8 protein-coding genes are annotated in these 13,367 nt (G+C 67.9%); 3 read left to right on the forward strand and 5 right to left on the reverse strand.

Going from position 1 to position 13,367, the window contains the following annotated elements; all coding sequences use genetic code 11:
- Nucleotides 1–1,276 precede the first annotated feature (1,276 nt).
- The 5 genes from VD972_RS34875 to VD972_RS34895 form a co-directional block, all read right to left on the reverse strand.
- Nucleotides 1,277–4,411, reverse strand: coding sequence for an efflux RND transporter permease subunit (locus VD972_RS34875; protein WP_324993129.1), 3,135 nt, complete (start codon nt 4,409–4,411; stop codon nt 1,277–1,279).
- Between the two features lie 27 nt (nt 4,412–4,438).
- The gene (locus VD972_RS34880; protein WP_324993130.1) at nt 4,439–5,863 is read right to left on the reverse strand and encodes an efflux RND transporter periplasmic adaptor subunit; all 1,425 of its coding nucleotides are present in this window, start codon (nt 5,861–5,863) and stop codon (nt 4,439–4,441) included.
- Between the two features lie 170 nt (nt 5,864–6,033).
- Nucleotides 6,034–7,260 carry a TolC family protein gene (locus VD972_RS34885; RefSeq protein WP_324993131.1) on the reverse strand — a complete coding sequence of 409 codons (1,227 nt, stop codon included), beginning with the start codon at nt 7,258–7,260 and terminating at the stop codon, nt 6,034–6,036.
- A gap of 80 nt (nt 7,261–7,340) precedes the next feature.
- Complete coding sequence (locus tag VD972_RS34890; protein ID WP_324993132.1) at nt 7,341–8,330, reverse strand: M56 family metallopeptidase; 990 nt, start codon at nt 8,328–8,330, stop codon at nt 7,341–7,343.
- Entirely contained in the window at nt 8,330–8,722 is a 393-nt protein-coding gene (locus VD972_RS34895; RefSeq protein WP_324993133.1) for a BlaI/MecI/CopY family transcriptional regulator, read from the reverse strand. Before VD972_RS34895 ends, VD972_RS34890 begins: the two co-directional genes overlap by 1 nt.
- 1,059 nt (nt 8,723–9,781) lie before the next feature.
- Here VD972_RS34895 and VD972_RS34900 point away from each other — a divergent pair.
- From VD972_RS34900 to VD972_RS34910, 3 genes are all read left to right on the forward strand, one after another.
- Complete coding sequence (locus VD972_RS34900; RefSeq protein WP_324993134.1) at nt 9,782–10,684, forward strand: DUF2381 family protein; 903 nt, start codon at nt 9,782–9,784, stop codon at nt 10,682–10,684.
- Nucleotides 10,685–10,706: 22 nt separating this feature from the next.
- Entirely contained in the window at nt 10,707–12,659 is a 1,953-nt protein-coding gene (locus VD972_RS34905) for a serine/threonine-protein kinase (protein WP_324993135.1), read from the forward strand.
- Between the two features lie 274 nt (nt 12,660–12,933).
- Nucleotides 12,934–13,367: protein kinase (locus VD972_RS34910; RefSeq protein ID WP_324993136.1), on the forward strand; the 434-nt coding region annotated here is incomplete at its 3' end.

Below are 13,367 nucleotides of genomic sequence, written 5' to 3' on the forward strand. Positions count from 1 at the left end.
TTCCTCCACGGTGAGAAAGGCGGGCGCGTTGCTCGCAGTCAGAGGGGGCGCGCTCATGGCTGGTCCCCCTCCAGCATCGACGCGACGACTCGGGCCGCTGGAACAAGGGCCGTCCCGTTGAGAGTGCCCCGCGTATTACGCAAGGACGCGCGCAGCCCTGCCCCATGGCTGGCCCGTCGTTGATGGTTCTGTGTTTCCTGTTGCCCCTGCATGGGTGAAAGGCCCCCGGCTGCCGAATGTCCGACGCTGCGGGCCTGTCTCCAGGATGCGCGGCGCCATGCAGTGAGGCGCGCGACGCCGCGACGCTCGAAGCGATGCGGCGACCCGAGCGCATCCGGGGGGCGGAGGGGGAACGCTGCGCTGCGGGTGCTGTTCACGTCGGCCCGCCCCGCGTACCGGGGAAAGCCGTTGCGTCTCACTGCATGGGCGAGATTGTCTCGCATCGTCCCGAGTACCGGCAACGCGGCTGGCCGTGCTGGGCACCTCTGGGCAGCATTGGGCAGAGCTGGCCAGGTCCGCGCGAGCCCCTTCCAGGTGGGGACAGGGGGCGCCCCTCGCGTCTGCTGTCGGGTGGTTGGTGTGGCGTGACTCATGCCGCCCAAGGTGCCCAAGAGCGCGGCGCTTGGACATTGGGCATATTCAGGCAATTTCCGGCGTATCCAGACGAACCCCGACAGATCCCGACAATCTCCGCGTTTCACGCCCAAGCACGCACGGAGACCAGACAAGCGCGGCGCGGTGATCGCGGTGTGGCTGCTGGGCAGGAGGAGCGCCCCAGCGTCAGACGGGGGCCACTGCGGAACGTAGAGCGTGCAAGCACTGCGGGGAGCGTTCACGCTTGCCAGCACTGCACACAGGCAGCACGGCGGACAGCCAGCGCCAGAACGCGCGGCGCCTCCGAGCGTGACGGCCAGCGCCGCCCGGCGTGACCACGAGCGCGCCCTGGTGTTGCGCCCGGCGTTCTTCCTGGTGTTGCGCCCGGCATTTCGCCCGGCGTTGTCGCCAGATTGAGAACAACGGCGCAGCAATGCGCCGCCAATGGAGGGGAACCCCTCCAGGGGATCGATCCTGTCCATCCATCACGCCCTTCCATACCCGCCCAAACAGCCCGAACTACCCCAGGCAGGAGTGACACAGCGTCACGGCATGTGTCTAGGCGACGCGCGAGACGTGGCGTTGATTGGCAAGCATGCAGCCGGGCAGTCAAGGGCCCACGCGGGCGAGCGGATGGAGCAGGCGGGGCAGGCCCGCCTCGGCGTGGACTCCAGCCCTGCGACTATGCCGCCCGGGAGTGGAGCGTGGGTGGACGACCGAAGAGACGGAAGAGCACCGGCACCACCAGCATGTTGAGGAAGGTTGAAGAGAGCAGGCCCCCGAGGATGACCACGCCCATGGGCGCCTGAATCTCATTCCCAGCCTCACCTCCGGCGATGACGAGCGGCACCAGCGCCAGCCCCGCGCACAACGCCGTCATCAGGATGGGGGCGAGCCGCTCAAGCGAGCCTTGCACCACAGCCTCGGGAAGGCTCTTCCCCTCTTCGACCATCAGGTGCTCGAAGTGGCTCACCATGAGAATGCCGTTGCGCGTGGCAATGCCGAACAAGGTGATGAAGCCCACCAGTGAGGCGACGCTCACCACTCCCGAGGTGAGGGCCACGGCCACCACTCCGCCGATGAGGGCCAGCGGCAGATTGATGAGCGTGAGGAGCGCGTTGCGCACGGAGGCGAAGGCCACCACCAGCAAGAGGAAGATCCCCACCACCACCACCACAGTGAGCAGGGCGATGGAGCGCGTGGCCTCCTCGGCGCTCTCGAACTGGCCGCCATAAACAAGGTAGTAGCCCTCCGGGAACTGCACATCACGCGCGACGCGGGCTCGGAGATCATCCACCACGGAGGACAGATCGCGGCCCGCGACGTTGGCCTGCACGACCATCTTGCGCTGGACGCCCTCGCGGCTGATGGTGTTAGGGCCGGACTCCCGCGTCAGACTTGCCAGCATCTTTAGCGGGATGCGTGGTCCTGCGGGCGTGTCGATGAGCGTGGATGCGATGGCTTCCAAATCGGCCCGGGAGGCGTCATCCAAACGCACCACCAGCTCCACCGAGCGCTGGCCCTCCAACACGGTGCCCACCGTCTCACCCGCGAAGGCCCGCTCCACCGCCTCGGCAACCTCGCCCGTGGTGAGGCCGTAGCGCGCCACCGCTTCGCGGTCCGTGCGGATCTCCACCTCGGGAATGTCCACCTGCTGCTCAATGGCCACGTCCACCGCTCCAGGCGTGCCCTCTGCTACCTTCTTCACCTTCTCGGCCAGCTCCCGCAGCGTGCTCAGGTCGTCACCGTAAAGCTTGAGCGCGATGTTGGCGCGAGTGCCTGAGAGCATGTGATCGATGCGGTGGGAGAGCGGTTGGCCGATGGTGACAACAGCCCCCGGCACTTGGGCCAGCGCCTTGCGCAGGGCCTCTAGCAGTTCTTCCTTGCTGCGCTTGCCCCTGGAGAGATCCAGGCTCACGTCCAGCTCCGCCGCGTTCACGTCCTGCGCGTGCTCGTCCAGCTCAGCCCGGCCCGTGCGCCGGGAGGTGGACACCACCTCGGGAAAGGACAGCAGCGCTTGCTCCACCCGCCGACCGAGCCTGTCCGACTCCTCTAGCGAGGTTCCCGGCAAGGTGACGACGTTAAGGGTGAGCGTGCCCTCGTTGAACTCGGGCAAGAAGGAGCGCCCCAGGAACGGCACGACAGCCAGCGCAGCCAGGAGAGCCAGGGCAGAGCCTCCGAGGATGGCCTTGGGCCTCGCCAGCGCCCACAGGAGGATCGGCTGGTAGCGCGCTTTCAGCCAACGCAAGAGCCCGCCCTCTTCTGCTCCGAGGCTCTTGGCGCGCGGCAGCAGGTAGGCGCACAAGGCTGGGGTGAGCGTCACCGCGACCACCAGGGACGCAGCAATGGCAACGATGTACGCGAGCCCCAGCGGCGCGAGCATCCGGCCCTCTAGCCCCGAGAGGAAGAAGAGGGGGAGGAAGACAAGGATAATGATGAGGGTGGCGAAGACGATGGAACTGCGCACCTCCACCGAGGCCCGGTAAATGACCTCGAAGGCCGGACGGCGCTGCCCCTCGGGCAGGTGCGCGTTTTCCCGCAGGCGCCGGAAGACGTTCTCCACGTCAATGATGGCGTCGTCCACCAGCGCTCCAATGGCGATGGTGAGGCCGCCAATCGTCATGGTGTTCAGCGTGACGCCGAACGCCTTGAGCGCCAGCACCGCGACCACGAGGGACACGGGGATGGCTGCCAGTGAGATAGCAGTGGCCCGCAGGTTCATCAGGAACACGAGCAGGATGACGGCCACGAGGATCGCCCCGTCCCGCAGCGCGACGGACACGTTATGCACGGCCACGGAGATGAAATCCGACTGACGGAAGATGTTGCGGCCCACCACCATGCCCTTGGGCAACGTGGGCTGGATCTCATCCAGCACTTTGTCCAGAGCTTGAGTCAGCGCGAGCGTGTTGGCGTCCGGCTGCTTCATCACCGCGAGGATGACGGCAGGCTCCGCGTTGGCGCTTCCCTCACCTCGCTTGAGTTTGGGCCCCACCTTCACGTCAGCCACTTGGCCCACGGTAATGGGCTGTCCGCCACGCACGATGACGACGGTGTTAGCGATGTCCTCCACGCTCCCAGCGCGCCCCACCGCTCGTAGGAGGTACTCCTGGCCACCTTCCACGTAGAAGCCGCCCGAGGCGTTCTGATTCGTCGTGCGCAGCGAGTGGGCCACCTGCTCAAAGCCCACGTCGAGGGACTGGAGGGCCTCTGGCCGCAGGAGCACCTGATACTGCTTCACCCCGCCGCCGATGGGCACCACCTGGGAGACGCCCGCGACGGACAACAGACGCTTGCGCAGCACCCAATCCGCCACGCTGCGCGCCTCCATCATCTGCGCCTGTCGGCCTGCCTCATCCTGTGCCAGTGCCTCCTTCTGCCAGGAGACGGAGAGGAAGAGGATCTCGCCCATGACGGAGGAGATCGGCGCCATGGCTGGCGCTGGCACGTCCGGTGGAAGCTGCGAGGAGACAAGTTGGAGCTTCTCGTTGACGATCTGCCGGGCCGTGTAGATGTCCGTGCCCCAATCGAACTCCACCCAGACGATGGAGATGCCCACGCCGGAAGCCGAGCGCACCCGCCGCACGCCGGTGGCACCGTTGACAGCCGTTTCAATCGGGAAGGTGACGAGCGTTTCCACCTCCTCGGGCGCAAGGCCATGGGCCTCGGTGAGGACGGTAACGGTCGGGGCGGTGAGATCCGGGAACACGTCCACCGGCATCGTCCGCGCGGTGTTGATGCCCAGCACGAGCAGCAGCACACAGGCCGCCACCACGAGCAGACGGTTGTCGATAGACCATTGAATGAGTCGATTCATCGTCGTGAAGCCTTGAGGCCCTGGGGCCTAGTGCTGGTGTCCGTGCTCGGGGATCGCCCCCGTCGCAGTGGACAGCTTGATCTCGTAAGCGCCGCGCGAGACGACGCGCTCCCCTTCCTTCACCCCCGCCAGCACTTGGACGTAGCCGCCGGAGCGCACCCCAGGACGGATGGCACGCTTGAAGAAGGACTCGCCGCCTTCCATGACAAAGACGGTGGGCTTGCCGGTGTCGTCCACAATGGCGGACTCGGGAATGGCCACGTCCCGGATCGTCTGCCCGGTAAAGAGCGTCACCTTGGCGAACATGCCGGGTTTGAGGACGCCGCCAGGGTTAGCCAGCTCGAAGAGGACAGGCACCGTGCGAGTCGCCCGATCCACCACGGTCCCCACCGCCACTCGGCGGCCCGTCTTCTCGTCCACGGTGAACTCACGCTCGAAGCCCGCCACGGTGAAGGACGCACCGGGCGAGTTCTCCACCTTCGCCACGTCTGCCTCATACACCTTGGCCTCCAACCAGAGCCGCGAGGGGTTCACCACCGAGACCAGCAGCGTGCCTACCTCCACCACCGCGCCGGGCATCACGTCCGCATAGGACACCACCCCATCCAGCGGTGAGCGAAGCTCGAAGGCCGTCACACCCGCGCCTCCTCCACCGCTCTGGGTGTTGCGGTAGAGGGAGAGCTGCCGCTCGGCAGCAGCCACCCGGGCCTGTGCGACATCACGCGCCACCCGGGCTGCGTCGAGCTGTTTCTCGGGAATGGCCTTGGCGGCGAACATCTCCTCGGCGCGCTTCGCCTCGCGCTCAGCGAGGCCCAGCTCGGCTCGGGAACGGGCCGCCTCCATCTCCACGGTGGCAAGGTCCGTCCCGCTCGCGCTGGACGTGGGCACCAGCCGCACCAGCACCTCGCCCTTCTTCACGGCTTGCCCCAGGTGCACCACTTGCCCCTCTACAGGGATGCGCCCAGCCACGGGGGCAGACAGCTCCGCAGCTTGGCCCGCTACGGGCTTCAGCTCGCCATTGGTGCGGACGCCTCCCTGGAGGACACGCGACACGGCCTCCGCAGTGGCGTACTGCGTTTTCCACTGCTGCTCTTTCAGGAAGGGCACGGCGGTCTCCCCTCCGGCCTCCTCGGGGGGAGCAGCAGCCACCGCCGCAGCCATGCTGGGGTGTACCGTCACCTTGCCCACTCCTACCGTTCCCGCGACCTGCTCCCCCTCCAACCGTAAGGTGAGCGTGGCCTCACCCGCCTTTGTGGGCTGCACCACTGGCTTGAAGATGCCGTCGCGTAACAGCTTGTCCGCGACGAAGCGCTCCTCAGAGCCGTCCGCATAGGCCAGGGTCGCAGTCACGCGGCCTTTCGTGACCACCCGGAAGCCGTCCGGGTTGCGCGCATCCGTGAAGTGGGCCACCAGTGGCGAGGGCTGACCCACCACCAGCGCCGGGTATTCCATGAAGAGTTCCAGGCCGTCCTGATAGACAGTGACGGAGAGCCCCGGGCGCTCTGGCTCACCTGTCGGCGCTTGGCCGTGCTCGTGGCCCGCTTCACCTTCATGGCTGTGAGGGGACTGCTTGCAGGCCACGAGGGCACAGCAGAAAACAAGGCAGAGAAGGAACGGGCGGATCATCGCGTGGAACTCCGGGGCGCGGCACCGTCGTAGGCGCCTGCAAGAAGAAGAAGATCGGCCTCCGCCTCCACCACGGCCACGGCCAAGGTCACAGCAGTGAGGCGCGCTTCGCGGGATGCACGCTCAGCATCCACAAGGACGAGGAGATCGGCGCTGCCGCCACGGTAGGCAGTGCCAGCGATGCGGCGCAGTTCCTCCGCTCGCGCGAGCACATCCTCGCGATGCCGCACCAGCCGCTCTCTCCAGCCTTTCACCGCGTCGAGTGCAGAGGTGAGCTGGGCGCGTGCTGCATGCAGGAGCGAAGCACGGCGAGCCTCAGCAAGCCCCCGGCGAGCCTCAGCCCGGGCTGCCTCACCCTGCCTGCGCTGGAAGAACGGGAGCGGCAACGAGAGCCCCACTACATACCCAGCCCCGGCGCCCTCCTGCCCCACGTCGAGGAACTGCGCGCCCGCACTCACCGTGGGCTCCGGAATCCAGCTCCGGGCCGCAGCGCGGCGAGCGGACTCTGCCCCTTGGGCTTCCAGGGTGAGTGCGCGCACGTCTGCCCGCCTCGCCTCAAGTTCTGCCAGGAGGGAGGCACCGTCAGGCCCCCCCCGCACTGGGGCAAGGCTCCCCTGGAGAGGGGGAAGCGTCTTCACCTCGGGGCCCAAGAGGCGCAATGCGTCCGTGTCAGCCTGCCGTTGCTCAAGGAGGGCACCCCGCAGGCCGTCCTCCACTGCCGCAACCTCCACCTCAATGCGCAACCGCTCATAGCCCGCCGCCTCTCCAGCACGCTCGCGGACGGCAATCGCCTCTCCTAGCCGTTTCAGCTCCGCGACCGATTCCTCCAGGATGATCCGGCGCTGCTGGGCTGCCAGCACCTCGGCAAAGGCGCGCGTCGCCTCCCGGTGCAGTTCCGCCCGGGCCCGTGAGAGACGAGCCTCCGCAGCCTGTGCGCCCCGCTCCGCAGCTTCAGCCTCCAGCCCCAATCTCCCGGAGAGCACCAGCGGAATGGAGGCCAGCACCATGTCCTGGCTCTCTCCTGTCCTGCGACCGGAGCCCGCACGCTGCCGCTGCCACTCCAGACCCGGGTTAGGCCACTGGCCAGCCCCCACCGCCTCAGCGCGACCGAGCGCGGCCTCAGCCTCGGCGACCCGCGCCTCCAGGCTCGCCGTAAGTACCCTCTGGATGTACTGCTCCTCCGTGAGGGGATCTTCAGCCGCAGCGCTTCCGGCTAGCAGCATCAGCGCGATACTACCGAGGATAGTAGGAGGCGGCAGACTTCGACGGAGCGGGCGCATGGACATGGCCTTGAGGGGTTCTCTTAGAAGAAGTGGTGAAGGAGCGTCTCCACCGCATGGTGGAGGAAGGGGGCGTGTTGGAGCGCGAGCAGCAGGGCCACGGCTCCGACGCTGCCGACAGCCAGCAACGCACGCGCGGCGATAGCCACGCGGGCCTCACCCTCCAGCAGAAGCCGGACTCGGTGCTCCAGTGCAATCGCACCGAAAGCAGGTGCAGCCTCCAGGGCGTGAGCAGCCTGTCGCTGGAGCGTTGCCACTCGGACAAGCGCACTCGCTACGAGGCTGCCATCCCCTACAGTGCACGCCGCGTCAGTGTCGCACGCCTCCTCAGCCGCCATCTGCCAAGCAGAGAGGAAGGCCCGAGAGAAGAACGGGAGGGTAAACAGCCCCGCTACCGCGAGGAGAAGCCCAGCCAGGGGATCACGGCGGCGTAAATGCGCTTCCTCATGCGCCAGAGCCCCGCGCAGCTCCGGCGCGGAGAGGGCCGCTGCGAGGCTCTCCGACACGAGGATGCGCCGGTGCACATGCCCGACAGCGTGGCAGAGCTGCGGCGCTCCCGGCACGGCGATGACAGGGAATGCCCCTGGGCGCCGCGTCCCCAGCTCCTCCAAAGCTGCCAGCCGCTCCCGCATCTCCGCCACCCGCCGAGCCAGCCACCCTGCGCGGAAGAGGAAGACAGCGAGCGAGGATGCCCCCACTGCTGCCAGCACGGGCCGCAAGCCTGCCGAGTGAAGAATGCACAGGTGGAAGTGGTGTCCGTGGCTGGAGCAGTGGTCATTCCACAAGCCCAGGGCGGCCCCGAGCGAAGGAGCTGCCGCAGCGGAGACCACCGCCAGCGCCCCCACTGCGGGCAGCGTCCCCAGCACGAAGGCCAGATCCGCCCGCACTGCCGGGATGCTCCGCAAGGCAGACCACCGGAGAGCGGCGAGCAAGGGCCATGTCAGCAGCGAGAGGGCCATTCCGATAAAGGCCGCTGTTGCCGCACACTCCAGGAAGAACGCGAGCACGGCCATCACTTGTGCCCCTTGCGCCGCTGCGCGATGAGCTGGGTCAACCTGTCGAGCAAGGACTCATCTACCTCGGCTGCGGCATCCACGAAGGCAGAGAGCGCGACCTCTCCATGCGCGTTGAGGATCTCAGTCGCCAGTCCATCCGCGAGCGCCTTCTCGAACTCGGCACGGCCAAGAGCAGGCGAGTATCGCCAAGCCAAGCCCTCCTTCTCGCGCAGCAGGAGACCCTTGCGGTGCAACCGATCCATCGTCGTCATGATGGTGGTGTAAGCCCGCTCCTCGGAGCCCGTCATCCGGGCGCACACCTCCCGGGCCGTTACCGGCGAGTGCGTCCACACGACGTTCATCACGGCGGCTTCCAGCTTGCCCAGCGGCTCCCAGGTGCGCTTCTTCACGATGCCCTGCGTGTAACCCTGGCCAGCTACTACCGTCAATAGTAAGCACGTGAGCCTGCCCGAGTGTCCGACGTGCGCGAGTGCTCCGGGGGCCTAGCAGGCAAGCCTCCATCCGCGCGCCACGGGCCCGGATGCACCTGTCTGACGCGCGCGCGCTCCAGGAGTCCAGCAGGCGAGCCTCGAAGCCCGCGCGGGCCATGATTGCGCCGGGTAGGGTGCCGCGCGTGCTCCAGGCCGGGTTGCCGCGCACTAATGGGGCGCCGCCGTAGGCGTTAGCGCCCGGACTTCCGGCCCGGTGGCGCCGGGCGTGGCGCCGGGCGTGGCGCCGGGTGGCGCCGGGCGTGGCGCCGGGCTGATTCTATCGGACGCGGCGCCTTGCCGCCGCCTGCCTGACTGCTTCGGCTTGGGGCGGCTCGTCAGACAGAGCCTAGGGCGCATCCACCGCGCGGCGAGTCGCGGAGCACCGTGACGGGCGCAAATGTGGAGGGCTCGTGGAGCCCATCGCGGCGCAGTCTCCGGCGCATGTGCTGTGGCTGGCGAAATGGCGCGCGAAATGGCCGACACCATGGCGCGCGAAACGGCGCGTGGAACGGCTCAGAAAATGGCGCGCGCGAATGAGCAGGGCTCCCGCAGTCAGCGCGGCGCGCGCGCGCGCCGCGGCTCGCCTGCTGGGCCAGTAGAGCGCGCGAGCGTCGGAGGGGTGAAACAGGGGCGCGAGGGATGGGCGCGCGCAGCGTCAGAAGGGCGCGCGGAATCGCAGCGCTGAACGGCGCGAAAGGGCGCGCGGAATGGCAACGCCGAACGGCGCGAATGGCGGCGCTAAAGGGCACGGCGCCCGGCCTGAGACGGCGCGCGGATGGGGCGCCCATCGGAACAACTCCCGGCGATAGCGCGGCGGTATGACGCGCTTCCCCCGCCCGCTGGCGCCCACGGCGCGCGCGGTGCGGAATGGGCGCGCGGAAAGGACGCGGCGCCCGGCGCATTCACGCCGCCTGACTTCGACGCGGGCGCCCTCGCCCGTCTGCTACTCTGGGGGCCTACCCGGGAGGTTCCCCCGCCTTGTTCCGACCATTCACCCCGCCCTTCGCGCTCGCCTCCCTGCTGGTGGGCCTTGCCGCTGCGTCAGCACAGGCCGCGCCCGCAGGGCGCTCTGTGGTTCTCACGGCGGGCGAGTCCCCGTTGATCTACCTGGCGCCTGGCACCCTCACGCTGATCCTGCTGGATGGTCAGATCCTGCGTGAGTCTGTCCAGGTGGAGGGCCGCGCACGCTTCGCCGTTTTCGAGGTGAGTGATCAAGGCGTGACGCTCTCGCCCGCAGTGGCGCTCGGCCCCGGCGAACGGCTGGCGCTGCGAGTCACCTACCGCGAGGGCTCGCCCGCAGGCGCCATGTTCCTGCTCACCGGGCAGCCGGGCGCAGCGGATACCCTGGTCAACGTCAGCCGCCCGCAGCAGACCTTCGAGGCTTGCCGCGTGGAACTGTCCGCCACGCGCGAGCGGTGCGAGGCGCAAGCCAAGGAACTGGAGGAGTTGAAGGCACGGCCCCCAGCGCTCAGCCCCGCCGCCGTGGCGCTCGCGGGGCTCGCGGACAAGGACGGACTGCGGGGAAAGGACTTCTCGCGCGAGTGCATCAAGGTGCGCGACGGAGAACTGCGCCCCGTTCAATGTAGGGGGCTCGGTGGGGAAACCTGGAGCGTGGTTGTCCTCGAAGTGAGCAACACCGGGGGAGGGCCGTGGGCACCCGCGTGGGCCGAGGTGATGCCCGCAGCGGGAGGGGAGCCGCGCCGCGCCCGTGCGGTGCTCACCAGACAGGCGACCATCCCCCCGGGCGGCGCAGTGAGCGTGGCTGTCGAGGTGGAGATGCCCGCGCGAGAGGCGAAGGAATGGCTGAGTGCGCTGCACACTCTGCGGGTGTGCAACGGTGATGCGAGCCGCTGTCTGTCCGTTTCCCAGGTGACGCTGTAGCCACTGGCGAGAGGTGCCCAGCATGTTCGCGGACTTTGATCCCTTGGACCTCAAGGCCGGCCAGATGGTGAGCGACTGGCGGATTGTCCGACGCATCGGGAGCGGCGGGTATGCCGTCGTTTACGAGGTGGAGAAGGACGGCGAGCGTTTCGCGCTCAAGGTGGCCTGTCAGACGGAGCGCAGCCTTGATCCGAAGCAGGTGGACGCGCGCGCGCGGCGTGAGGTGGCCTGCCTCCAGCAGCTTAATCACCGGCACATCATCCGCATCTTGGGGCAGGGCCGGTGGCCGCATGCGCGTTCAGGCTTCCACTACATCGTTCTCGATTTTGTGGACGGCTACACGCTCGCCCGCTGGGTCGACCGAACCCACCCGACGCCGCATGAAGTCGTCGTCCTGTTTCTCAAGCTCTTTGACGCCCTGGAGCACATGCACGCGAAAAACGTGTTCCATCGGGATCTGAGCCTGAGAAACATCATGGTCACCAAGGACGGCGAGCCGGTGATCATCGACTTTGGAGCGGCTGACTACGCGACCGCCGAGGAATTGACGGACGGGCCGCTCCCGCCTGGGACGCCACGCAACCGCAGCCCCGAGGCCCAACGCTTCTGGGAGGAGAACCGGCTCAACCTCGAAGCCCGTTACACCTTCAAGGCGACGGACGATATTTTCGCGCTCGGAGCCGATCTCTATGACGTGCTGACGGACCCCACGCCGGAACGCAGCGAGCGGCGGCCCGTGCTCAATAGCATGGTGACGATCCCTGCCACCCCCTACCGAAAAACCAAGGGGCGCGTGCCAGCAGAGTTGAGCGCCTACGCGATGAAGCTGATCCATCGCGACCTGGAGGTGCGGCCCGCGACGGCCAAGGATGCGCGGCGCCCGCTAGAAGAGTACGCGCCCTTCGAGGGGGACGACTGGCGCAAGGCGCCGATCCACCCGACAGCCGCGCAGCTACCGCCGGAGGCCGCCGAAGGTGACCCGGTGCCCGTTGAAGCGCCACCACCCGAGGGCCCGCAGGAACTGCTCCCGGTGCATCCGCTCCCGGTGCAGGTAGCGCCAGCGCCAGCGGATGCGGCCCCCGTTCCCGCTCCGGTGCAAGTGGCGCCAGCGGAAGCGGCGCCCGTGTCTGCTGCTGCGGGGCTTGCTGCGCAGAGCAACCCCCGCCGTGCGTGGCTGCGTCCGGTGTTCGTTGGGTCGCTGGCGCTGGCAGTCTTCGCGGCATTCATGGCCTCCTCCCTGCTGCACAGGCCAGCGGTAGCCGTGCCGCCCTCCGTGGCCAGGAACGCACCAGCGGATCAGCCCCCAGCATCAAACACGCTGGCCGAAAAGCCGACAAGCCGCCCCGCTCAGTTAGCCTCGCCTCTCCCTACCCAAGAGGAGGCGCGCCCTTCCGTGACTCAACCTGATAACTCCCTCACGCTCACCAACGGCACACCCAACCCGCAGCAGGTCCAGAAAGTCAGCGGGCGGCGCCTACCCTCGAAGGCTCAGAGGTGCGCGCTTTTGGTGGCCTCTGTCGCATGGTTCCAAGCGGGCTGCCCAGGTGTGCAGACGCGCCCGGATCCTGAGCCGTGCCCCGAGGAGGCCGTTAAGGCGATGAAAGAGCTAGGGTGGAAACTGGGCAGCAACCAAGCGCCGCTGCTCCTGCTGGACGTGACCCAAGGGAGCGCTGAGGAGTACGCCGCGCAGCCCTATGGTGTCTTGAAGGATGGGCCCGTTACGGGTGCGATATTCAGGCCAGAGGGAAAGGCGCCTGCGGGGATGCGCGTGGATGGGCACCTGTGGACAACGGGAGATCGCATCTATGGCCGTTATGTCCGCGCCCACCTCCCAGGCGGGGGCACCGTGCCAATCTGCCTCGAACTGACAGACGGGGGCGGCGTTCTCGGCAACGCGAAGAGCGAGGGCTCGAAGCCCGGCCACACCGTAGGGGACAAGGCATCCCCGACGATGGCGGTTAGGCAGTGGAGGTGAGCCGGGCCCCGTGGAGCGCGCGCGCGTCGGACAGACAGGGCGCGCGCGTCGGACAAGGGAAGCCGGGCCGGTGGCACGCTCGCGCGTCCGGGCCCGTCTGCTGGGGCGTTCCGCTGATGCTGTAGTCCAGCCTCGCGCCACTCCCAACCCTTTGCGTCGTTCAAACTCCCAGCACATCCCGGGTAGTGTTTCGCTCCGGTGCGGCGCCCTCTCGCGCGCCGCCAGGAGTCGATCCCGCATGGCTACTTCTCGGCAGCCCTGGAGCATCCCGGGGGTGATTCTCTTCTCTCACGGCGGTCTCTCGTATGAGGTGGATCTGTCGCGTCCGTTGGTTGAGGAACTGGCGCAATCCAGGCTAGGGGAGAAGACCGTCCCCGCCTGGGAACGCACCGAGAAGAAGCGCCTGCGGGAAGTCATCGTCCGCACCTTGCCCGCTACGTCAGACGATCCCGAAACGCTGGACAGGATGCGTGCACGGCTCCGGGAAGAGGCACGCCTCGCCACCTATCTGCAAGACCCGAGGATCGCCCGCATCGTCGGCCCCTACGAAGTGGAGGGCGTGCTGTACGTCGTGTCCGAGCGTGTAGAGGGCACCTCGATCAACAGCCTGATCACCTACTCGCTGATGCGCAAGAAGTCCTTGTCCCCCGCCTTCTGCCTCTACGTGGGCGCCGAGGTCGCAAGCGCCCTGCATTACGCGCACACCTG

This window comes from Hyalangium sp., assembly GCF_035629615.1.
Classification (GTDB): Bacteria; Myxococcota; Myxococcia; order Myxococcales; family Myxococcaceae; genus Hyalangium.